The following is a 22312-nucleotide window of genomic DNA, read 5'->3' as shown; positions in this document are numbered from 1 at the left end:
GCCTGAGCGTTTCAAGCTGCTGATGCGTAAGCATCATGGCAGCTTGCTATCAATGCGACCGGCCGAAGTCGGGCTTGGCGTCGTCCTGGCCCTGTTCGATGATCGACCGGCGGATCGCGCGGGTGCGGGTGAACAGGTTGAACAGGGTGTCGCCGTCATTCCAGCGGATCGCCCGCTGCAGCGTCGACAGATCCTCCGAGAAGCGCTGCAGCATTTCCAGCACCGCTTCCTTGTTCGCCAGGAACACGTCACGCCACATGGTCGGGTCCGACGCGGCGATGCGGGTGAAGTCGCGGAAGCCGCCGGCCGAATATTTGATCACCTCGCTCTGGGTGACATTCTCCATGTCGCTGGCGGTGCCGACGATCGTATAGGCGATCAGGTGCGGCAAATGGCTGGTCACCGCCAGCACCAGATCATGATGCGCCGGGTCCATCGTCTCGACATCGGCGCCGACCCGGCGCCACAGTTCCGACACCCGCTCGACGGCGGCGGGATCGGCATCGGCGGGCGGGGTGACGATCGACCAGCGCCCCTTGAACAGGGTGGCAAAGCCCGCTTCCGGCCCGCTATTCTCGGTGCCGGCCACCGGATGCGCCGGAATGATGATGCGGCCGGGCAGGGCCGTATTGAGCTGCGCCAGCACGTCCGCCTTGCACGAACCCACGTCGCTGATGATCGCGTCGGCCGGCAACTCGTCGGCAATCTCCGCCGCCGCCGCGCCCATCGCGCGGACCGGCACGCACAATATCACCAGTTCGGCGTCGGTGACGGATGCGCCGGCCGTATCGGTGATGTCGTCGCACAGGTCGATGCGCCGCGCGGTCTCGCGCACGTCCGGATCGGCATCATGGCCGGTGACGCGGACGGTCGGCATATATTCGCGGATCGCCCGCGCCAGCGAGGATCCGATCAGGCCAAGGCCGATGATGGTGACACGGGAAAAGGGCAGCATCGCGTCAGGCCGCCTCCGCCATGGCGCGCAGCTTGGCAGCGACGGCGCGGGTCTGTTCCTCGGTGCCGATGGTGATGCGCAACCCGTTGGGCAGGCCCTGGCCGGGCAGCCAGCGTGTGGCATAGCCCTCGTCCCACAGCCCCTTCATCGCCGCCTCGGCGGTCAGCTTGCCGTCGAACAGGATCAGCAGGAAATTGGTGCGGCTGGGCACCGCGCGCAGGCCGTGGTTGGAGAGGGATGCGATCTCGCCCGCCAGCCATTCGCGCCATTGCGCATTATGGGCGCGGCTCGCCTCGACCCATTCATGGTCGTGGATCGCGGCGACCGCAGCGGCCTGGCCGGCGGTGGTCACGTTGAACGGCGCGCGGATGCGGTGAAGGATGTCGATCACATCCTGACTGGCATAGCCCCAGCCGATCCGCTCGGCCGCCAGGCCATAGATTTTCGAGAAGGTGCGGGTGACGAACACGTTGGACGCGGTCTTGGCCAGTTCCAGCCCCGCATCATCCTCGTCCGCGTCCAGATATTCGGCATAGGCCTGGTCCAGCACGAACAAGATGTCGGGGCGCAGCCCGGCATGCAGTCGCGCAATCTCCTCCCGGCTGGTCATGGTGCCGGTGGGATTGTTGGGATTGGCAAGGAAGACGACCTTGGTCTTCTCCGTCACCGCCGCCAGCAGCGCGTCGACATCGGTCGCATAATCGGCGTCGGGCGCCTCGATCGGCGTCGCGCCGACGCGGCGGGCGGCGATGTCATAGACGGAGAAGCCGTAGCGGACATACAGCACTTCGTCGCCCGGCCCGGCATAGGCGCTGGCGGCGATATGCAGCAGTTCGTCCGACCCGGTGCCATAGATGATGCGCGCCGGATCAAGGCCATGGACCGCGCCGATCGCCTCGCGCAGCCTGGCCGCGCCCGGATCGGGATAGGTGGCCAGGTCCGCCGTCGCCGCCACCAGTGCCGCGCGGGCGGCCGCACCGGTGCCGAGCGGGTTCTCGTTGGCGGACAGCTTGATCAGCGGCCGGCCGTCATCGGCGGCGGACTTGCCCGGCACATAGGCATGAATGCCGAGAATCCAGTCCTTGGGGGCGGGTTTTGCTGCAGCGTCGCTCATGGAGCGCGGCTTTAGCGGCTTCCGCGCCAAAGGCAAAGCGGCTGGATCAGCGCGGCGCTGCCAATTCCTGCCGCGCCAGTTCGCGCTGGGCACGGAACACCGGATCGGACTGCAACCGCGCATAGGTGGCCGATGCCACGACCCGCCCGGCCAGCGTGTCGCTCAGCCAATGGGCGCGGCAGATGACCCGGCTCTCGCCAAATTCATAACCGCGCTTGAGCAGCGCATCCTGCTTGTCGGGCATGACGTCGGTCAGGACCAGCGCCAGCATCCAGCCGATCGCAGTATGGCCCGACGGATAGGAGCCGTCCTTGCGCAGCATCGGCTCGTCCTGCGGGCGGCAGGTATTGCCGTCATGCTCCACGAACGGGCGCACCCGCTGATAATGGCCCTTGGCGCGCGAGGTGGAGAAGGCGGCGTCGGCAGCCGCGCGGCGCAGCAACATGGTGAGGTGCGGGTGGGTGCCGTCCGACAGCGACAGGCCGGCGATCGGCTCGAACGACTGGACCATGTGCGGCCAGCCCAGGTCCGCATCCGACGCGGCCAGCGCCTGGCGATCGGCCGGCGCGGCGAGCGCGGCGCGATAGGCTTCCTCGTCGGCCGCCTTGGCGGCGGTGCCGGGGGCGGGCGGGGGCGGCAGCAGGGTCAGGCTGTTGGGCAGCGCGGCGGGGTCGAGATAGCCGCGCGGGAAGGGGATGGCCTTGGTCAGCTGTCCGACCGCCTCGATCGTGGTCGGCGGCACCGGGGCGCTGGCCGACGGCGACGTGGCGGTGGTTGCACAGCCGCTGACCAGCAGGATCGATGCCAGAAGGAATGTCTGTTTATGGAGTGTGCGCATCGCCTGTCCGCCTTTTGCTTTGGGGCCTGACGCCCGGCCCTATCAGCAGGGGCAGGGCGCGACCATCGGTGCTTGTCCCGATAGGCGGCGGCGGTGCAACCCTCAATCGCGCTTGCCGATCCCCTTCTCGATCAACGCGTTGGCGATGTCGGCAATCTCTTGCGCGGGGCGGCTGTCGTCCCACACGCCATAGCGCAGCCCCAGGAACACATTCATCCCCATGATCGCCCAGGCATGGACCTCTTCCACGTCCGCGCGCACGTCGCCCTGCTGCGCGGCCTTTTTCAGGCGCGCGGCCATGCGGGTGGCGGTATTCTCATAATGGGCGCGATAGGCGGCCTGGTCGACGAACTCTGCCTCGTCGATGATGCGGTAGATTTCCTTGTGAGCGCGGGCGAACTCCAGAAAGCTCAAGAGGCCGATCCGCTCTGCCTCGATCCCGTTACGCGCATCGGCGATGCGGGGCGAGACATAGTCGCGCACCTGGCCCGACATGTCGTTGACCAGCGCGCGGAAAATGTCGTCCTTGCTGTCGAAATAGGTGTAGAAACTGCCCAGCGCACAGCCCGCCCGGCGGGTGATGCCGCTGATCGACCCGTCGTGAAATCCCTTTTCGCCAAATTCCTCGGCCGCCGCCGACAGCAGCGCGCGAAGCGTGCGTTCGCCCCGCGCGGTGCGTGGCGCCTTGTCATCGCGTCTCTCATCCCGTCGGGAAGCCGGATCGGTCATGCTCTCTCCCTCCGCCTGCCAATACGCGCCTTTTCAATCATTTTAGGACGTCTGGTGGCCTTGTTCGCCGTCCCTCATATTTGAAGTTGAAAGCTGGTTCAACTTTCATTATTCAATGGGCAAGCAGATTGGCTACCCGGATGACCGGGGGCCGCTTCAGGAGAGGAAACGCCGATGAAGGCCCATCACAGCATTCGTGCCCTTGCCCTCGCATCCGCCGCCTGGACCGGCGCGATGGCATTCCCCGCCTTCGCGCAGGACGCGTCGGTGCCCGCCGCCGACACCGAAGAAGCCGGCATCATCGTCACTGCCCGCCGGCGTGAGGAAACGCTGGTGTCGGTGCCGATCGCGGTCAGCGCCTTCTCCGGCGCCGATCTGGAACGGGGCGGGGCGATCGACATCAGCGACCTCGCCAATGTCACCCCCAACACCACGCTGGAGGCGTCGCGCGGCACCAATTCGACGCTGACCGCCTTCATCCGCGGTGTCGGCCAGCAGGATCCGGTTTCCGGCTTCGAGCAGGGTGTCGGCATCTATCTCGACGATGTCTATCTCAACCGGCCGCAGGGGGCACTGCTCGACATCTATGATGTCGAACGGATCGAGGTGCTGCGCGGGCCGCAGGGCACGCTCTATGGCCGCAACACGATCGGCGGCGCGGTCAAATATGTCACGAAGATGCTGCCGCAGGACTTCTCGCTCAAGCTCAAGGGCAGCTATGGCAGCTATGATCAGGCCGATGGCATCATCAGCGTGTCGGCGCCGATCGGCGACCTGATGCGCTTGGGTGGTGCCTTTGCCCGCCTGTCGCGCGGCGGCTTCGGCAAGAATCTCACCACCGGGCAGGACAATTATAACAAGGATATCTGGGCCGGCCGCGCCACCTTCGAAATGGGCGGCTATGGCGCGCCGGTGCTGATGCGCATCACCGGCGACTATACCAAGGATAACAGCAACCCGCGTGGCGGCCATCGCCTGATTCCGGGGCAGGCATCGGGCGCGCCGGTGCTGGACGATGTGTTCGACACCCGTGGCGGGCTGGTCGATCCCAAGCAATATGTGAAGTCCTACGGCCTGTCGATGAACCTGACGGCCGAACTCAATGACGCGGTGACGCTGCGCTCGATCAGCGCCTGGCGCAAGGATGACAGTGCCTCGCCGATCGACTTCGATGCGCTGCCCGCTGTCGATGTCGACGTGCCGGCCTATTACAAGAACGAACAGCTCAGCCAGGAATTCCAGCTTCTCTATGACAAGGGCCGGCTGCACGGCATGGTCGGCTTCTATTATCTCGATGCCAGCGCCGACACCCAGTTCGACACCCGTATCTTCACCACTGTGGCCGGGCTGACCGCCTTCACCCAGGCCGATGTCGACACAGAAACCTATGCCGTGTTCGGCGACATGAGCTTCGACCTGACCGATCAGCTCAGCCTGTCGGCCGGTGGCCGCTATACCTGGGATACGCGCCGGGCCAATATTCTGCGGCAAAGCTATCTGGGCGGCGGCTCGCCGGTGTTCGACGGGGCGGGCATTCCCTTCGGTGCGCCCAGCACCAACTTCCGTGGCGAGCGCGAGTTCAAGAAGTTCACGCCGCGCTTCTCGGTCAGCTACAAGCCGACCGCCGATCACAATATCTATGCCAGCTATTCCAAGGGCTTCAAGGGCGGCGGCTTCGACCCGCGCGGGGTCGGCACCAACGCGCCCGACCTTAATGGCGACGGCATCCGCCAGGACAGCGAAATTGCCTCCTTCCTCAGCTTCGCGCCCGAACAGGTCGACAGCTATGAAGTCGGCTACAAGGGCAATCTGATGGACGGCGCCCTCTATGTCGCGGTCGCCGGCTTCTATGCCGATTACAAGGATGTGCAGATCCCCGGCTCGGTCGCCTGCACCGTCAATGTCGGCGGCGTGGCGACGCCCTCCTTCTGCGGTGTCGTGTCGAATGCCGGCAAGGCGCGCTTCAAGGGGCTGGAGTTCGAAAGCAATGCCCGCCTTGGCCGCGACATCTTCAGCGGCGGCGACCGTCTGAACCTCCAGACCGCGATCGGCTTCATCGATGCCGACTATCGCGAATATATCGCCAATATCGCCAGCGTGCCGACCGATGTCGCCGACTATCGCAAGGTGCAGAATACGCCGAAATGGACCGCCAGCGGCACGCTCAGCTACAATGTGCCGGTGGGCGATGGCAGCGTCTATTTCGGCACCACCGTCTCGTGGCGCTCCAAGACCTATCAGTTCGAGATTCCCAACCCCTATATCGACCAGAAGGGTTATGCGCTGTGGGACGCCAGCCTGGTCTATACCGCGCCCAGCGATCTCTGGAGCATCGGCGTCCATGGCAAGAACCTGCTCGACAAGGAATATAAGACCTCGGGCTATACCTTCGTCGCGGCCAATCCGGTGACCGGCGCGATCATCAACAATGCGGCCGGCTATCCCACCCCCTCGCTGGGCAAGGAAGGCACGCTCACCGCCTTCTACGGCAACCCGCGCCAGGTGTTCGTGACCGGGTCGGTCAAGTTCTAAGCTGCGTTTCCCATCCGTTCGGTTCGAGCCTGTCGAGAACCATTGCATAACCGGCTTCTCGGCTAGGCTCGAAGCGAACGGAAAATTTGGTATCAGGCCCGCATGACCGACCGAACCTCTTCCCCCGCCTATCGTGGCGTCGTGCTGGCGATGCTGCTGCTGGTCTATACCTTCAACTTCCTCGACCGGCAGATCCTCGGCATCCTCGCCGGGCCGATCAAGGCGGAGCTGGGGCTGACCGATACCCAGCTTGGCGCGCTGGGCGGCATCGCCTTTGCGCTCCTCTATTCGACGCTGGCGATCCCGCTGGCGCTGCTGGCCGACCGGACCAGCCGCACCTGGGTCATCACCGTCAGTCTGGCGGTATGGAGCGGCTTCACCGCGCTCTGCGGCATGGCCGGCAATTTCATGCAGATGTTCCTGTTCCGCATCGGCGTCGGCGTGGGTGAGGCGGGCGGCGTCGCCCCCTCCTATGCCGTCATCTCCGACTATTTCCCGCAGCATCAGCGGGCCCGCGCCCTCTCCATCTATTCGCTCGGCATTCCGCTCGGCTCGGCCGGGGGCGTGCTGCTGGGCGGCTATATCGCCCAGACCGTCGAATGGCGCACCGCCTTCATCGCGGTCGGCATCATGGGCATCCTCATCGCGCCGCTCTTCCGCCTGGTGGTGCGCGAACCCGCCCGCCCGGTGCAGGCCGGCGCGCCCGTGCCCGTCAGCGCCGTGTTCGGCATCCTCGCGGCCAAGCGCAGCTTCTGGTTCCTGGCGCTGGGCGCGGCGTGCAGCTCGATGTGCGGCTATGGCGTCGCCTTCTGGCTGCCCAGCCTGCTGATGCGCAGCTTCGGCCTCGACCTGCTGGGCGCGGGCCAGTTCCTGGGCGGGCTGCTGCTACTTGGCGGGGTCGCGGGCGTGCTGCTCGGCGGTTTCCTGGGCGACGCCATGGGCAATAGGGACAAGGCCTGGTTCGCCTGGGTGCCCGCGATCAGCTATGTGATCGGCATGCCTTTGTTCGTGGTCGGCGTGCTGTCATCCAGTGTCGGCTTCGCCTTCGCTTTGTTCCTCATCCCGCAGGCTTTGGTCTATGTCTGGCTCGGCCCGGTGCTGACCGCCGTGCAGCATCTGGTGCCGCCGCATATGCGCGCCAGCGCCTCGGCGACCTTCCTGCTCATCAACAATCTGGTCGGCCTCGGCCTTGGCAGCTGGAGCGTCGGCGCCCTGTCCGACGCGCTGACGCCGACCTATGGCCAGGAAGCGCTGCGCTATGCCATCGTCGCGGCGCTTGGCTTCTACCTGCTTGCGGGCCTGTTCATGGCGCTCGCCGGCAAGGCGCTGCGCAAGGATTGGGTGACGGCCTGACCCATGAAGTGACAGGGCGCTGCCCTGTCACTTTCGCTGTCGGCTTAGCGCTCCTTGGTGGCGCTGAACTTCACCTTGGGATGGCGCTCCTGCTGATAGCCGATGTCCCAGGCGCTGCGCGCCATGAACACCAGATTGCCGTCGCGGTCCTTGGCCATGTTGGCGCCATTATAGGCGACCAGATCCTTGATCGCCTGATCGTCGCCGCTGATCCAGCGGGCGGTGTCGAACGGCGAGGGTTCCAGCACCGCTGCAACCTTATATTCCGCCTCCAGCCGGCTGATCAGCACTTCCAGCTGCAGCTGGCCGACGACGCCGACGATCCAGTTGCTGCCGATTTCGGGATAGAAGACCTGGATCACGCCCTCTTCGGACAGGTCGTCCAGCGCCTTGCGCAGCTGCTTGGTCTTGGTCGGGTCTTTCAGCTGGACGCGGCGCAGGATTTCCGGCGCAAAATTGGGCAGGCCGGTGAAGCGCAGGCCGGGCTTCTCGCTCAGCGTGTCGCCGACGCGCAGCGCGCCATGATTGGGGATGCCGATGATGTCGCCGGGGAAGGCCTCGTCCGCCAGCTCGCGGTCCTGGGCGAAGAACAGGATCGGCGAATGGACGGCCAGCGCCTTGCCGCTACCACTTGGGGTCAGCTTCATGCCGCGGCGGAACTTGCCCGACACCAGCCGCATGAAGGCGATGCGGTCGCGGTGCATCGGGTCCATGTTCGCCTGCACCTTGAAGATGAAGCCGGTGACTTCGCTGCCCTCGGGCTCGACCGGGGCTGGCTCGGCCGGCTGGGCGCGCGGCGGCGGCGCATGCGCCGACAGCGCGTCGATCAGCTCGGTCACGCCGAACAGCTTGAGCGCCGACCCGAAATAGACCGGGGTCAGGTCGCCATGGCGATAGCGTTCCAGGTCGAACTCGGCATAGCCGCCCTGGGCCAGTTCGGCTTCTTCGCGCAACTTTTCCAGGCCTCGCTCGGACAGATAATCGGCGAGCTTCGGGTCATCTAGACCGCTGAACTGGTGGCGGGTGCCGTCAAATTCCTTGGACGGACCAGTGGGCTGCATCAGCCGGTTGGTGGCGAAATCATAGATACCCTCGAACTCGCCGCCCATGCCGACCGGCCAGCTCATCGGGCAGACGTCGAGCTGCAACTGGTCCGCCACCTCGTCGAGCAGGCCGAACAGCTCGCGGCCCTCGCGGTCGACCTTGTTGACGAAGGTGATGATCGGCACGTTGCGCAGGCGGCAGACCTCGAACAGCTTGCGCGTCTGCGGCTCGATGCCCTTGGCCGCGTCGATCACCATCACGGCGGAGTCCACCGCGGTCAGGGTGCGATAGGTATCCTCGCTGAAATCCTCGTGGCCCGGCGTGTCCAGCAGGTTGAAGGTGATGGTCTCGCCATCGCGCGTCCGCTCGAACGTCATGACCGAGGAGGTGACGGAGATGCCGCGCTGCTGCTCGATCTTCATCCAGTCCGATCGCGCGCGCCGGTTCGCGCCACGCGCCTTGACCTCGCCGGCCAGATGGATCGCGCCGCCTTCCAGCAGCAGCTTTTCGGTCAGCGTGGTCTTACCGGCGTCCGGGTGGGAAATGATCGCGAAGGTGCGGCGGGATGGGATGCTCATGATGCTGTTTTCTGGGGTCCGAGTTAAATAACCCGTTCGCCCTGAGCGGAGTCGAAGGGCCTTGCCGAGCGGAGGCGAGGCACTTCGCTGCGCTCAGTGGAGGGCTTCGACTTCGCTCAGCCTGAACGGAACTTGGGAAAGCCCGTTACACGTCGACCAGCGTCACGTCCATGCGGAAGGATCGGCTATCGCCCGGCAGCAGGGTCATGACACCCTGCTTGTCCCAGACATCGCCGGTGAAGCCGACCGGGTCGGCCATGCCGGCCCAGGGCTCGACGCACAGATAATGGGCGCCCGGCTTCTGCCACAGGCCGAGCCAGGGCGTATCGGGGAAATCGATCTTCAGGTGCGGCTTGCCGGGCACGCCCCAGCTCAGCGATCGACTGGCGAGATCGTCCCAGATGAGGGCATCGCCGGCGAACATGGCATGGGTCGGCGCCAGTTCCTTCCCCTCGACCGGCGAGGGCACGCTTTCCAGCGCGATCAGCCCCGGCTCGCTGCCCACCTTGCGGATCGGCGCGGCTTCGGCCTGCTCGAAGCGGATGCGGTGGTCCTCGACGCTGCCGCCATAGGGCAAAGGCCAGGCGAAGGCGGGGTGATAGCCAAAGCAGAAGGGCATCGCCGTCTCGCCCCGATTCATGACGGTCGCCGTCATGCGCAGGCTCGGCCCCTCCAGCACGAACCCCATGTCGAGCCGGAAGTCGAACGGATAGACGGTGCGCGTCTCCCGATCCGCTTCCAGCCGGAACAGCACGGCTTCCTCATTGCGATGGACCAGGGTGAAGGGGCTGGTCCGGGCAAAGCCATGCTGGCCGATCGGATAGTCGACATCGTTCAGCCGATAGACGTCGCCGCGCGACCGGCCGACGAACGGGAAGAGCAGGGGGGCATGGCCGGTCCACCATTGCGGGTCGGCATCGGTCATCAGTTCGCGGCCCTGCGCATCGGTCAGCGACCAGAGTTCGGCGCCCAGCGGCGATATGCTGGCGGACAGATTGTCGGAGGCGATGGCGATGCGGTCGTTCATGGCGAAACACTCCTGTTTGCCCAGCGACATAGAGCCGGATCGTCATCTGTGGAAGCGCCTTGGGCTTCCACAGATGACGTGAAACAGGCTCTATTCCAAGGTCCGATGCGGCAAATCCCGACTGTCTCGCCCGCCGCGCAATCGTTACGTTGCGGAACCGACATGGGGGCTGGCGGGTTGAGCCAGCGGGAGGACCAATGATGAAAATTGCCGTATCGACCGCCACCATCCTGCTGCTGTTCGGCACGTCGGCGCTCGCCCAGGAAGAGGGCAAGAAGAGGGACGACACGCTCGATAAGGCGGGCGAAATCGCGTCCCAGCCGGCCCGCGATGTCGGCATCGAAAAGACGCAGGTGCCGCCGATCCTCGTCGCGGCCGAGGAAAAACCCTATGCCGCGCCATCGGGCAAGACCTGCAAGGCGCTGAATGGTGACATGGCGGCGCTCAACAAGGTGCTTGGTCCCGATTTCACCATCGGCCGCGAAGCCAATGAGGATCGCACCAGCAAGATCGCCGAGGGTGTCGGCAAGTCGCTGGTCAATTCGCTGATCCCGTTCCGCGGCGTGGTGCGGGAAATCAGCGGCGCCGCCCCGGCCGAACGTCGCCTGCGCGCCGCCATCGCCGCCGGTCTCGCCCGGCGTGGTTATCTGCGCGGCATGGCATCGGCCAAGGGCTGCAAGATTACGGGCTGACCTCCGGCGCCGCCGGGCGCGGCGCCCCGAACAGCAGCAGCCAGATGGCGAAGGCGCCTTCGCCCAGCAGCGGCACGAAATCGAGCTGACCGGGGATCGCCTCGCCGATTGCTGGCGACAGCAGCGCCAGGCTGCGCGCGACCAGATGGACCGCGCCGCCCGCCATCAGCAGCGCACCGACTGCCACCGGCAATCGGCGTGATCGGATCGCCAGCCATCCGATTAGCAGGCAATAGATGCCGAAGAAGATCAGGCTGATGCCGTAGAGATCATTGTGGAGGCTGAGGCTGATCCGCACCAGCGACTGCACCTCCGCCATCGGGATGCCGGGATGCGGCGCACCATCGATCAGCGCAAGCGGCAGCAGATGGAGCAGGCTGTTGCCCGCCAGCACGGCAATGCCGGTCAGGCTGAACAGCGCGGCTATGCGCGCCAGCACCCGCCCGGTCGGCGCGAACAGGCCATAGAGCAGGGCGGTGACCGCCAGATAGCAGCAGAGCATGGCGACATCGCTCGCCCCGCCGGCGCGATAGAGCCAGGGATAGTCGGCGATGTTGCGCATCGTCTCGCGCCCGTTGCCCGGCACGATCAGGGCGGCGCGCACCACCGCTTCGGCAAACATGCCGCAGCCGATGGTGCCGATGTAGAAGAGGCCGGCGAGGCGGGCCTGAAATCGTTCAGCCTTCCCGTCCATCGCCGGCCTTTCCTGTCTTAGCCGCGCAGGCTCGCGCCCAGCTTCTGGGCGGCCTTGACCACCGCCGCGCTGATCGCGTCCAGCTCTTCCTGGGCGAAGCTCTTTTCGCCCGGCTGCAGCGTGATCTCCACCGCCAGCGACTTGTGGCCTTCATCCACGCCGGGGCCGGTGAAGACGTCGAACAGGCGCGCGTCGACGATCGCCTTCTTGTCCGCGCCCTTGACCGCGCGCACCAGCGCATCGGCCTCGACCGTCTCCGGCACCAGGAAGGCGAAATCGCGCTTCACCGCCTGCAGCGCCGGCGGGGCGTAAGGCGCGCGCATGAAGCCGCTCTTGCGCTTGGCCGGGATCGCATCGAGGAAGATCTCGCCTGCGACCACCGTGCCGGACAGGCCGAACTGCTTGGCGAGGCTCGGGTGCAGCACGCCATATTCAGCCAGCACCACCTTGGGGCCAAGGCGCAGCGTGCCCGACTGGCCGGGATGATAGGCTGCCGATGCCTCGCCCATGCTCTGCAGATTGCCGACCGGCGCACCGGCGGCCGCCAGCAGCGCGATCACTTCACCCTTGGCGTCGAACGCGTCGAAGGGCTGGGCCTTGCCGCTCTGCCAGCTGCGCGCGGTCTTCTCACCGGCCAGCACGAAGCCGACCGTGGCGCGCTCGCCCTGCTTGAAATAGCGCCGGCCGAGTTCGAACAGCCGGATCGACGTCGCGCTGCGATCGACATTGCGCTTGGTCGCCGACAGCAGGCCGGGCAACAGCGAGGGCCGCATGACCTTCAGGTCTTCGGAGATCGGATTGGCCAGCGTCCAGTCGCCACCGCCAACGCTCGCGGCTTCCTTCTCGGAAATGAAGGACCAGTTGATCGCTTCGGCGAGGCCGCGGGCGGCGGCGGTGCGGCGCACGCGGCGCTCGACCAGCTGCTCGGCCGTGGCGGTCGGGCGGGCGACGCCCGGCACGCGCGGCAACGGGGTGGACGGCACATGGTCCAGACCGACGATGCGCACCACTTCCTCGACAATGTCGGGCCAGCCATCGACGTCACGGCGCCAGGTCGGCACGCTGATGGTCCAGTGGCCCGGCACGCTCACCGGCACGCCATCCTGATATTCGATGCTGGCGCCTTCGCCGCTGACGCCGAAGCCCAGGCTTTCCAGAATGCGCTTCTGCACGTCATGCGGCACATCGACGCCGGCCAGCGCCAGGCACTGGTCGGGCGCGTAGGCGACCGTCTTGGGCGTCGCGGGCGGAGTGCCGGCGCGCGTGGCTTCCGACGCGGTGCCACCGCACAGGGTCATGACCAGGCTGGTCGCGATCGACAGGCCATCGTCCAGGAAGGCGGGATCGACGCCACGCTCGAACCGGCCGCGCGCATCTGAGGTCAGCGCCAGCTTCTGGCCGGTCACCGCGATCCGCTCGGGCGTGAAATAGGCGCATTCGATCAGCACGTCGGTGGTGCCGTGCTGCGCGCCCGAATGTTCGCCGCCCATGATGCCGCCAATGTCATGCACGGCTTCGTCGTCGGCGATCACGGTCATCGTCTCGTCGATGGCATAGGTCTTGCCGTTCAGGGCTAGCACTTCCTCGCCGGCCTTGCCCTTGCGCGCAACCAGACCGCCCTTGAGCGTCGCCATGTCATAGACATGCAGCGGCCGGCCGAGGTCGATCATGATGTAGTTGGTGATGTCCACCAGCGCGCTGATCGGCTTCTGGCCGATCGCCTTGAGCCGACGCGCCATCCATTCGGGCGAGGCGCCGTTGGTCACGCCCTTGACCGAGCGGGCGAAGAAGGCGGGGCAGCCGTCGATATCGTCGGTGCGCACGTCCGGTCCCGGACCCACGCCGGCAATCTCCGGCACGATGATGGCGTTGAGCGTGCCGAGGCCCGCCGCCGCCAGATCGCGGGCGATGCCGCGCACGCCCATGCAGTCCTGACGGTTCGGCGTGATCGACACGTCGATGACCGGATCGTTGAGGCCGGCCCAGTTCGCATAGACCTCACCCACCGGCGCGTCGCCGGCCAGTTCGATGATGCCGTCATGGTCGTCGCCCAGCCCCAGTTCGCGGGTGGAGCACATCATGCCGTTGGATTCGACGCCACGGATCGCGGTCTTCTTGAGCACCATGCCGTTGACCGGCACCACCGCGCCCTCGACCCCGAAGACGCCGATCAGGCCGGCGCGGGCGTTGGGTGCGCCGCACACGACCTGCAGCGGATTGCCGTCGCCATGGTCGACGCTCAGCACCTGCAGCTTGTCGGCCTGGGGGTGACGCTCGGCGGTCAGCACCTTGGCGATCTTGAACGCGCCCAGCTTCTCCGCCGGATTTTCCACATCCTCGACTTCCAGCCCGATGGCGTTCAGCGTCTTGAGGATGGTGGCCAGGTCCGCGTCGGTCTTGAGGTGCGTCTTGAGCCAGCTCAGGGTGAACTTCATGCGCCGACTCCTCCCGACAGCGTGGGCACGTCGAGTGCCGAGAATCCATAATGTTTCAGCCAGCGCAGATCGCCGTCGAAGAAGGCGCGCAGGTCGTTCATGCCATATTTCAGCATGGCGAGCCGATCGACGCCGGTGCCGAAGGCAAAGCCCTGCCATTCGTCGGGATCAAGCCCGCATGCCTCGATCACGCGGCGGTTGACCATGCCGCTGCCCAGCACTTCCAGCCAGCCGCCACCGGGTGCATCGCCGTCGCCGCCGATGACGCGCTGGCCATTGGTCAGCGTGTAGCCGACATCGACTTCCACCGAGGGTTCGGTGAAGGGGAAATAGCTCGGGCGCAGGCGCAGGACGATATCCTCGCGCTCGAAAAAGGCCTTGAGGAAGGTCTCCAGCGTCCACTTCAAATGACCAAGCGTGATGCCCTTGTCGATCACCAGACCCTCGATCTGGTGGAACATCGGCGTGTGGGTCGCGTCGGAGTCGCTGCGATAGACGCGGCCGGGCGCGATGATGCGGATCGGCGGCTCCTGCGTCATCATGGTGCGGATCTGCACCGGCGAGGTGTGGGTGCGCAGCAGCATCTTCTTCTGCCCTTCCTCGTCCGGGAAGTAGAAGGTGTCGTGCATCGCGCGTGCCGGGTGCGTCTCCGGGATATTGAGCGCGGTGAAATTATGCCAGTCGTCCTCGATCTCCGGGCCGGTCGCGACCGAGAAGCCGAGGTCGGCGAAGATTTCCGCCAGTTCGTCCATGACCTGCGAAACGGCGTGGACGCTGCCCTGCGGCCCCAGATCGGCGGGCAGGGTCATGTCGACCTTTTCCGAGGCAAGGCGGGCGTCGAGCGCGGCCTGCTCCAGCGCGGCCTTGCGGTCGGCGATCGCGGCGGTCACGCTTTCGCGCAGATCCTGGATCGGCGGGCCTTTCTCCAGACGCTCCTCGGGCGACATGCCGCCCAGCGTCTTGAGCAGGCCGGTGACGACCCCATTCTTGCCCAGCGCGCCCACGCGCAGCCCTTCCAGCGTGTCCAGCGTGTCGGCAGCCTCGATATCGGCGATCAGGCCGGCTTTCAGTGCGCTAATTTCGGTCATATCATTCGTCATTCCCGCGAAGGCGGGAATCCATCTCCCGCGCTAACCAATCATCCTGACGCTCAATCGATGCGCCGACTGTCCAATGGCTCAAAGCCCAAATCGATAGCCAGATCGCGCCAATCGGGATTGCTCCGTTCGATCAGGTCGATCTTCCATTGCCTGTTCCACTTCTTGATCTGCTTCTCGCGCCGGATTGCTTCCTCCATGGATGCGCCGCATTCGAACCAGACCAGTCGCTTGACCCCGTAGTCGCTGGTGAAGCCTTCGATCAAGCCAGAACGGTGCTGATACAGGCGTTGCACGAGGTTTGATGTGACGCCGATGTAGAGCGTGCCATTTTTTTGGCTGGCCAATATGTAGACTGTCGGATCGAAGTCTCGCTGCATTGGCCTTGTCCGGAAATGGATTCCCGCTTTCGCGGGAATGACGGAGATAGGGTTAGGCGCGCGCGCCCAGCAGCGCGCCGCCAAAGCCGATGAACATCAGGCCGGTGCCGCGGTTGAACAGTTTCTGCCGGTTGGCCGGCGCCAGCCAGCGGGCCAGGCGCAGGCCGCCGAGCGCATAGACCGAGTACCAGAAGCTCTCGATCACCACGAAACTGATGATCAGGATCGCCAGTTGCAGCCAGAAGGGGCGGGCCAGGTCGATGAACTGGGGGAAGAGCGCAGCGGCGAAGATGATGAGCTTCGGGTTGGACAGGCCGGTCAGCAGGCCGGTCGCATACAGCGCGCGGGCGGAGCGGACCGGGCCGGCATCGCCGCCGTCGGCAGTGCCGACCGGCGCGCGCCAGGCCTTGATCCCCAGCCAGAGGAGATAGGCGACACCGGCATAGCGCAATATGTCGAACAGGCGCGGCGAGGCTTTCAGCAGCGCGCCAAGGCCCAGCGCCGACGCGATCAGGCACAGCAGCACGGCGCTCATCAGCCCCGCCATCGTCACCAGCGCCTTGCGCGGCCCATGGGCGATGCTCTGCGTCATCACATGCAGCATGTTGGGGCCGGGCGTGGCCGAGATCAGGAAGACCGCCGTGACATATAACCACCAGAGATGCAGCGACATGGGATCACTTCTCCAAGGCGCTCCCTTCACCGTTCGCTTCGAGCGAAGTCGAGAAGCGGCAAGCGCAGTGCGGGCATTTCTCGACACGCTCGAAACGAACGGAGGTCGAGGAAAAACAAAAAGGGCGCCGAAGGCATCTGCCCCGGCGCCCCTTTGACGATCTTTACGATCGATCAGCTTCAGGCTGCGGGCAGCGCAGCCTTGGCCTGGGCGATGATGGCGCTGAACGCCTCGCCTTCGTGCATCGCGATGTCGGCCAGGACCTTGCGGTCCAGCTCGACGCCGGCCAGCTTCAGGCCGTGCATGAACTGCGAATAGGTCAGGCCTTCAGCGCGGACACCCGCGTTGATGCGCTGGATCCACAGGCCACGGAAGGTGCGCTTCTTGACCTTGCGGTCGCGATAAGCGTACTGGCCGGCCTTTTCGACAGCCTGGCGAGCGACGCGGATCGTGTTCTTGCGACGGCCATAATAGCCCTTCGCCTGAACCAAAATCCTCTTATGCTTCGCCTTGGTGGTTACACCACGTTTTACGCGTGCCATTGTCCTCTACTCCTTACTTCAGGCCGTAGGGTGCCCAGAGGCGGACGTGAGCCACGTCGGCATCGGACAGCACGGAAGTGCCACGGTTCTGGCGAATATACTTGGCGTTGTGCGAGATCAGGCGGTGACGCTTGCCAGCGACGCCGTGCTTGACCTTGCCGGAAGCGGTGAACTTGAAGCGCTTCTTCACACCGCTCTTGGTCTTGAGCTTGGGCATTTTCGTCTCCTTGTTTGGCGCGACGATTACAGACAGCCACGGCAGCCCTAGTTAGCCGGGCGGTCTCACTGAATATCGCGAAGGGCGGCCCATAGTCGGCCGCGCCCGCAAAAGCAAGCGATTCGGACCCAAAGGCGGCATGCCCGCGTTGACCCCGCCATGGCCGATGTCGAACCCAAGCCGCATGACGCGCCCTTGACCGCCCAACCCGGCGGCGCGGCTGTCCATCTGCGCCGCGCGCGCGACCGCTGGCGCGCCCTGCCGCTGCCGGCGCGCGTCATATTGTGGATCGTCGGCATAATCTTCGCCGTCTGGCTGATCCTCTTCGTCACCAAGGGGCGGTTCCTGAAAGGGCCGTTCGAGCGCATCCTGTCCGCCCGGCTGGCGCGGCAGGTAGAGGTCGGCGGCGGCTTCCAGCTCTATTTCGCCCCGATCGCGATCAAGTTCCGGGCGGAGGGGATGCGCGTCGCCAACCTGCCCTGGGCCAGCCGGCCCGACCTGTTTCGCGCCGACCTGATCGACGCACGGATCGCGCCCTTGAGCCTGATCTTCGGCAGCAGATATCGCATCCCCTGGCTGGAACTGCGGGGGGCCGCCGCCGATCTCGAATGGTCGCGCGACCGGCAGCATAATACATGGACGCTGGGCGACCCCGACCGGAAGGGTGAGCCGATGACCCTGCCGCTCGTCCGCCGCGCGCTGCTCGCCGGCACGACCATGCGCTATCGCGATCCGGTGCTGATGCTCTCGACCGATATCGGCTTCGAGACGGTGAAGGCGCAGGACACCCGCTTTGCCAGCGATGTTCGCCTGTCGGGCACGGGCACGATGCGCGGCAAGCCCTTTACCCTCAAGGGCGGCCTGCTGTCGCCCAACGCCACCGTCACCGGCGGCAAGAACAGCCTCGCGCTGCGGGCACAGGCGGGCGCGACCGTGCTGGAGGTGACCGGCACACTGCCCGGCGCGACCGAACTGGAGGGCAGCGACCTGCGCGTCGTGGCGCAGGGCCCCAATCTCAGCCATTTGTTCGATTTCCTGGGCGTCGCCATTCCCGGCACCCGCCAGTATCGCTTCACCTCGGCCCTGACCAAGGCGGGCGAGGAGTGGCGCTTCACGCATTTGCAGGGCCGGTTCGGCGCGTCCGACCTGGCTGGCCGTTTCACCGTGTCGTTGCCCAACAACCGCCTGCTGCTCGACGCCGATCTGGCGACCCAGCGGCTCGACGTCATCGATGTCGGCCCCTTCATCGGCTATGATCCGCAACGGCTGGATGCGCAGGGCGGGGCGGGCGCGATCACGACCGTGCAGGGCACGCCGCGCCTGCTGCCCGACGCGCCGCTGCGGATCGAGGCGATCCGCAATTTCGATGCCAATGTCCGCTACAGCGTGAAGACGATCCGCGCGCCCAATGTGCCGATCGCCAATGCCGCCGTGACGGTGAAGCTCGACCATAGCCTGCTGACGCTCTCGCCTTTGACCTTCGACATGGCGGGCGGCCATGTCGCGTCGGATATCGAGATCAATGCCCGCAACCAGCCGGTGCGCACAAGCTATGACGTCCGCCTGGCGCCGACGCCGATGGGCACGCTGCTCGCCCGTTGGGGTGTCGAGCAATCGGGCACGACCGGCATGGTGAAGGGACGGATGCAGATGACGGGGCTGGGCGATACCGTCCATGATTCACTCGCCACCGCCAATGGCCGCATCGCCGTCATCCTGCCGGCGGGCAGCATGTGGGCGCGCAATGTCCAGCTTTCCGAAATCGATGTCGGCACCTTCATCACCAAGATGTTCGAAAAGAAGCTGAAGGATCCGGTGCAGATCAATTGCGGCCTCATTGCCTTCACCGTGCGCGACGGCGTGGCGGCGGCCGACCCGATCCTGATCGACACGCGCAAGAATGTGATGATCGGCCGGGGCGGCTTCTCGTTCAGGAATGAGAGTCTCGACCTCGCCTTCCGCGCCGACGGCAAGAAGATCAGCCTCTTCTCCGGCCAGTCGCCGGTCGGCATTGGCGGCTATTTCGCCCGGCCGTCGATCAATGTCATCAGCCCCGACCTGATCGCGCGCGGCGGCGCTGCGGCGGCGCTGGGCATCGTCGCCACGCCGATCGCCGCGACACTGGCCTTTGTCGATGTCGGCGATGCCAAGGCAGCGGCCTGCGGCCCGGTGCTGGCCGGCGCCGATGCCGCAGCCCAGCGCACCCGTGGCGGCAAGCCGCGCGACGATGTCAGCCGCGGCACCACCGCGAAGGATGAGGCCGGCAAGGGCAGCAAGGCCGAGAAGAAGGCGCAGGACAAGAAGTTCCTCGGCATCTTCTGAAGGTCATGCGTCGGGCCTATCCTGCGGCCCTGCCGACTCGATCAGGGGTCGGACCGAAGGAGAGGATCATGAGCGACACGCCGTTCGTCCTGCCGGGGGTCACGCCCCATCTGACCATCGCCGACGGCAAGGCCGCCGACGCCATCGCCTTTTACAGCGCGGCTTTCGGAGCGACCGAACAGAGCCGCCATCTGGAAGAGGATGGCACGCGGATCATGCACGCCCATCTGACGATCAATGATGGCGGGCTGATGCTGAACGATCATTTTCCCGAAATGTGCGGCGGCGCCCCGGCGGAAAAGCCGGCCTCGGTCACGCTGCATCTGGAAGTGGACGATGCCGATCGCTGGTGGGATCGCGCGCTGGCCGCCGGCGCGGCGATCCGCTTCCCGATCGATAACCAGTTCTGGGGCGCCCGCTATGGCCAGCTCACCGATCCCTTCGGCCATGTCTGGTCGATCGGCGGGCCGATCAGGGACTGATGCGATGATGGTCGGGACGACGCGCTGGGACGTGGTGACGGGCGACATCACCCGTTGCGCGGTCGACGCGATCGTCAACGCCGCCAATAACAGCCTGCTCGGCGGCGGCGGGGTCGATGGCGCGATCCACCGCGCCGCCGGGCCAGACTTGCTGGAGGAATGCCGGGGCATTGGCTGCTGCCCGACCGGGGAGGCGCGGATCACGCGCGGCTACCGGTTGCCGGCCCGCTACGTCATCCACAGCGTCGGCCCGGTCTGGCAGGGCGGCAATCAGGGCGAGCGCGACCTGCTCGCCAGCTGCTATAGCCACAGCCTGTCGCTCGCCCGCCATCACGGCCTGCGCGCGGTCGCCTTCCCGGCGATCTCGACCGGCGTCTATGGCTATCCCAGGGCCCAGGCCGCCAAGGTCGCCGCCCGCGCCGTGGTCGAGGTGCTGCACCGCGATACCGACACCTTCGACCAAATCCTCTTCGTCTGCTTCGACGAAGACAATCGCGCCCTCTACGACGCGGCCGTCAGGGATGCGTTGTCGGGGGATTAGGGGCGGACGAATGTCTCGTTCGCCGTCATCCCCGCGAAGGCGGGGATCCATCTCCCGCACCTTCCATTTGGGTGAGGCCGTTGGAGATGGGTTCCCGCTTTCGCGGGAATGACGAAAAGGGTGGTTTTCCGCTATTCCCCTCCCGCACGCGGGAGGGGCTGCGAGACTAATGCGCGAAGCGCATTAGTCTCGCAGCGGGGTGGGCTTGTGCGACGTCCAGCCCACCCCCTTACCCCCTCCCGCCTGCGGGAGGGGGAACAGGTCTGGAATTGGTCGCTAGCAGACTACCCAACACCACCCTCAATGATCGTGATGATGCCCATGGTCATGCGCATCGCCCGCGCCATGGATCGCCTCCAGCACATCCTCCAGCCGCGCCGGATCGCCCAGCGCCAGCACATGGCCTTCGCTGTCCGCGGTCAGCGGTTCGCCATTCCAGTCGCACATCAGCCCGCCCGCGCCCTCGACCACCGGCACCAGCGCAGCAAAGTCATAGCTTTGCAGCCCGGATTCGATGACGATGTCGAGGAAGCCCGACGCCAGCAGACCGTAATTATAGCAGTCGCCGCCATAGACCGGCCCCTGGCGCGGCGATCTGCCCGACACGGCGCCGACCAGCGCCATATAATGGGGCACATCGCCTTCGGCGAACAGATGCGGGCTGGTGGTGGCTATCCCTGCTCCCTCCAGCGCCTTGCAGGCGCGGGTGCGCACCGGCTTGCCGTTGAAGGTGGTGGGCTGGCCGCTCATCCCGGCCCAGCGTTCCTGCGCGATCGGCTGGTCGATGATGCCGATCGTCGGCCAGCTGCCTTGCGTCAGCGCGATCAGCGTGCCGAAGATCGGCCGCCCGGCGATGAAGCTGCGCGTGCCGTCGATCGGATCCAATATCCACACCCGCTCGGCATCGGTGCGGACCGATCCATATTCCTCGCCGATGATGCCGTCGTTCGGCCGTTCCTTTTCCAGGATCGCGCGGATCGCGGCTTCGGCGGCGCGGTCGGCCTCCGTCACCGGCGACTTGTCGGCCTTGATCTCCAGATCGTAGCGCGCGCGGAAAAAGGGACGGATGGCGGCGCCGGCGGCGTCGGCAAGGCGGTTGGCAAGGGCCAGGTCATCGCGGGTCGTCATGCCCCTTCGCCTAGCCGGTCGGCGCGCGCTAGGCTAGACTGCGCCATCCTGATTCACCGAAGGGGAGAGGAAAGATGCCCGGTTCACCCGTCATCCCGTGCCTGCGCTATGCCGACGCACCCGCCGCCATCGATTTCCTGTGCGCCGCCTTCGGCTTCGAGCGACACGCCGTCTATCCCGATGATCTCGACAACAGCATCATCCACCATGCCCAGCTTGTCCTGGGCGAGGGCATGGTGATGCTGGGCAGCGTCAAGGATATGGAGGGCGAATCGCTCTACACCTGGTCGACAGTGCGCGACCTGGGCGGCATCACCGCCTGCGTCTATATGGTCGTGCCCGATGTCGATGCCCATTGCCTCCATGCCCGCAACGAAGGCGCGGTGGTGGTCGACGAGCCGCATGACAATCCGGGCTATCCGGGGCGCGGCTATACCGCGCTCGACCCTGAAGGAAATGTCTGGAGCTTCGGCAGCTATGACCCCTGGGTGCCGATCCCCGAGGACGCCGATTAAGCTTTTGGAAACCGTGCCGTTCTAGCCTCCCAAGGGAAAGGGGGCCGTCATGGCGCTGGTTGGCTGGATCTTGAGCTTCATCTGCCTGTTCGCGGGCCTCGCGCTGCGGCAGGACATGCCGATCGGCGGATCGGTGACGATCTCCAACATCCTCGTCGTCTTCGCCCTGCTCGCCTGCCCGATGGTATGGCGCGAACTGCCGCTGGGCGTCTCGCGCGGCCAGCGCATCGTCTCCGGCCTGGCGCTGGTCTTCGCCCTGCCGATCATCCTGTTCCCGACGCATTAAGGCCTGTGGGGATTCATCGAGAGTTGATGACGGCTGCGGCGAGGTAGATGATGGCCTCGAAGCTGCTGTCGGTTTTGCAGGCGCGCATGGCGATGCGTTTGAACTCTTTGAGTTTGCAGAAAAAGTTCTCGATCAGGT

22 protein-coding genes and 1 pseudogene are annotated in these 22312 nt (G+C 65.8%); 8 read left to right on the top strand and 15 right to left on the bottom strand.

The window, feature by feature from the left end:
- Nucleotides 1-49 precede the first annotated feature (49 nt).
- The 4 genes from AC13EK_RS22190 to AC13EK_RS22175 all read right to left on the bottom strand — a co-directional run bounded on the left by AC13EK_RS22190 (nucleotide 50) and on the right by AC13EK_RS22175 (nucleotide 3636).
- Complete coding sequence (locus tag AC13EK_RS22190) at nucleotides 50-955, bottom strand: prephenate/arogenate dehydrogenase family protein (RefSeq protein WP_069336486.1); 906 nt, start codon at nucleotides 953-955, stop codon at nucleotides 50-52.
- A 4-nt stretch (nucleotides 956-959) separates the two neighbouring features.
- Nucleotides 960-2069 carry a histidinol-phosphate transaminase gene (gene hisC, locus AC13EK_RS22185; protein ID WP_069336485.1) on the bottom strand — a complete coding sequence of 370 codons (1110 nt, stop codon included), beginning with the start codon at nucleotides 2067-2069 and terminating at the stop codon, nucleotides 960-962.
- Between the two features lie 46 nt (nucleotides 2070-2115).
- Complete coding sequence (locus AC13EK_RS22180) at nucleotides 2116-2907, bottom strand: acid phosphatase (protein ID WP_136185738.1); 792 nt, start codon at nucleotides 2905-2907, stop codon at nucleotides 2116-2118.
- A 102-nt stretch (nucleotides 2908-3009) separates the two neighbouring features.
- Entirely contained in the window at nucleotides 3010-3636 is a 627-nt protein-coding gene (locus tag AC13EK_RS22175; RefSeq protein WP_483022387.1) for a TetR/AcrR family transcriptional regulator, read from the bottom strand.
- A gap of 174 nt (nucleotides 3637-3810) precedes the next feature.
- On the opposite strand from AC13EK_RS22175, the gene AC13EK_RS22170 reads away from it, so the two are divergent.
- Both AC13EK_RS22170 and AC13EK_RS22165 read left to right on the top strand, forming a co-directional pair.
- Nucleotides 3811-6168: a TonB-dependent receptor gene (locus AC13EK_RS22170; protein WP_069336096.1), complete on the top strand. Its 2358-nt coding sequence runs from the start codon at nucleotides 3811-3813 to the stop codon at nucleotides 6166-6168.
- Nucleotides 6169-6270: 102 nt separating this feature from the next.
- Nucleotides 6271-7521, top strand: coding sequence for a spinster family MFS transporter (locus tag AC13EK_RS22165; RefSeq protein WP_069336097.1), 1251 nt, complete (start codon nucleotides 6271-6273; stop codon nucleotides 7519-7521).
- A gap of 44 nt (nucleotides 7522-7565) precedes the next feature.
- Here AC13EK_RS22165 and AC13EK_RS22160 read toward each other — a convergent pair whose 3' ends face one another.
- Together AC13EK_RS22160 and AC13EK_RS22155 are read right to left on the bottom strand one after the other, a co-directional pair.
- The gene (locus AC13EK_RS22160; protein WP_017502740.1) at nucleotides 7566-9143 is read right to left on the bottom strand and encodes a peptide chain release factor 3; all 1578 of its coding nucleotides are present in this window, start codon (nucleotides 9141-9143) and stop codon (nucleotides 7566-7568) included.
- A 145-nt stretch (nucleotides 9144-9288) separates the two neighbouring features.
- Nucleotides 9289-10170: an aldose 1-epimerase family protein gene (locus tag AC13EK_RS22155; protein WP_069336098.1), complete on the bottom strand. Its 882-nt coding sequence runs from the start codon at nucleotides 10168-10170 to the stop codon at nucleotides 9289-9291.
- Nucleotides 10171-10367: 197 nt separating this feature from the next.
- Here AC13EK_RS22155 and AC13EK_RS22150 point away from each other — a divergent pair, with 197 nt between their 5' ends.
- Complete coding sequence (locus AC13EK_RS22150; RefSeq protein WP_277788451.1) at nucleotides 10368-10862, top strand: hypothetical protein; 495 nt, start codon at nucleotides 10368-10370, stop codon at nucleotides 10860-10862.
- Here the strand turns inward: AC13EK_RS22150 and AC13EK_RS22145 are convergent.
- The 7 genes from AC13EK_RS22145 to rpmI form a co-directional block, all read right to left on the bottom strand.
- A complete protein-coding gene (locus tag AC13EK_RS22145; RefSeq protein WP_010338653.1) occupies nucleotides 10852-11556 on the bottom strand; it encodes a DUF4386 domain-containing protein in 705 nt (234 codons plus the stop codon). The two genes, AC13EK_RS22150 and AC13EK_RS22145, sit on opposite strands and share 11 nt — an antisense overlap.
- Nucleotides 11557-11573: 17 nt before the next feature.
- The gene (gene pheT / locus AC13EK_RS22140; protein WP_069336100.1) at nucleotides 11574-13991 is read right to left on the bottom strand and encodes a phenylalanine--tRNA ligase subunit beta; all 2418 of its coding nucleotides are present in this window, start codon (nucleotides 13989-13991) and stop codon (nucleotides 11574-11576) included.
- Nucleotides 13988-15079: a phenylalanine--tRNA ligase subunit alpha gene (gene pheS, locus AC13EK_RS22135; protein WP_069336106.1), complete on the bottom strand. Its 1092-nt coding sequence runs from the start codon at nucleotides 15077-15079 to the stop codon at nucleotides 13988-13990. The genes pheT and pheS overlap by 4 nt, the downstream gene beginning before the upstream one ends.
- Before the next feature lie 62 nt (nucleotides 15080-15141).
- Nucleotides 15142-15468 carry a GIY-YIG nuclease family protein gene (locus AC13EK_RS22130; RefSeq protein ID WP_069336101.1) on the bottom strand — a complete coding sequence of 109 codons (327 nt, stop codon included), beginning with the start codon at nucleotides 15466-15468 and terminating at the stop codon, nucleotides 15142-15144.
- A gap of 52 nt (nucleotides 15469-15520) precedes the next feature.
- Nucleotides 15521-16141 carry a LysE family translocator gene (locus AC13EK_RS22125; protein WP_069336102.1) on the bottom strand — a complete coding sequence of 207 codons (621 nt, stop codon included), beginning with the start codon at nucleotides 16139-16141 and terminating at the stop codon, nucleotides 15521-15523.
- A gap of 179 nt (nucleotides 16142-16320) precedes the next feature.
- Nucleotides 16321-16683 (bottom strand): 50S ribosomal protein L20, encoded by a 363-nt coding sequence (gene rplT / locus AC13EK_RS22120; protein WP_004208917.1) that lies wholly within the window; start codon nucleotides 16681-16683, stop codon nucleotides 16321-16323.
- Nucleotides 16684-16696: 13 nt separating this feature from the next.
- Entirely contained in the window at nucleotides 16697-16900 is a 204-nt protein-coding gene (rpmI, locus tag AC13EK_RS22115) for a 50S ribosomal protein L35 (RefSeq protein WP_004208916.1), read from the bottom strand.
- Nucleotides 16901-17059: 159 nt separating this feature from the next.
- Here rpmI and AC13EK_RS22110 point away from each other — a divergent pair, with 159 nt between their 5' ends.
- The 3 genes from AC13EK_RS22110 to AC13EK_RS22100 all read left to right on the top strand — a co-directional run bounded on the left by AC13EK_RS22110 (nucleotide 17060) and on the right by AC13EK_RS22100 (nucleotide 20245).
- Complete coding sequence (locus AC13EK_RS22110) at nucleotides 17060-19222, top strand: AsmA family protein (protein WP_069336103.1); 2163 nt, start codon at nucleotides 17060-17062, stop codon at nucleotides 19220-19222.
- A 68-nt stretch (nucleotides 19223-19290) separates the two neighbouring features.
- Nucleotides 19291-19704, top strand: a complete 414-nt coding sequence (locus AC13EK_RS22105) for a VOC family protein (RefSeq protein ID WP_069336104.1) — start codon at nucleotides 19291-19293, stop codon at nucleotides 19702-19704.
- 4 nt (nucleotides 19705-19708) lie between these two features.
- Nucleotides 19709-20245 carry an O-acetyl-ADP-ribose deacetylase gene (locus AC13EK_RS22100; protein WP_069336105.1) on the top strand — a complete coding sequence of 179 codons (537 nt, stop codon included), beginning with the start codon at nucleotides 19709-19711 and terminating at the stop codon, nucleotides 20243-20245.
- A gap of 300 nt (nucleotides 20246-20545) precedes the next feature.
- Here the strand turns inward: AC13EK_RS22100 and AC13EK_RS22095 are convergent, their stop codons facing one another.
- A complete protein-coding gene (locus AC13EK_RS22095) occupies nucleotides 20546-21373 on the bottom strand; it encodes an inositol monophosphatase family protein (RefSeq protein WP_069336014.1) in 828 nt (275 codons plus the stop codon).
- A gap of 74 nt (nucleotides 21374-21447) precedes the next feature.
- Here AC13EK_RS22095 and AC13EK_RS22090 point away from each other — a divergent pair, with 74 nt between their 5' ends.
- Nucleotides 21448-21888, top strand: a complete 441-nt coding sequence (locus AC13EK_RS22090; RefSeq protein WP_069336013.1) for a VOC family protein — start codon at nucleotides 21448-21450, stop codon at nucleotides 21886-21888.
- 49 nt (nucleotides 21889-21937) lie between these two features.
- Nucleotides 21938-22174, top strand: coding sequence for a hypothetical protein (locus AC13EK_RS22085; RefSeq protein ID WP_048938149.1), 237 nt, complete (start codon nucleotides 21938-21940; stop codon nucleotides 22172-22174).
- A gap of 13 nt (nucleotides 22175-22187) precedes the next feature.
- Here AC13EK_RS22085 and AC13EK_RS22080 read toward each other — a convergent pair.
- Nucleotides 22188-22312: pseudogene (locus AC13EK_RS22080) on the bottom strand (IS5/IS1182 family transposase); the annotation flags it as partial.

Source organism: Sphingobium sp. L-44 (genome assembly GCF_056859495.1).
Note: the sequence above shows the minus strand (reverse complement) of the source record. Positions and strands in the feature narration are given on the sequence as shown.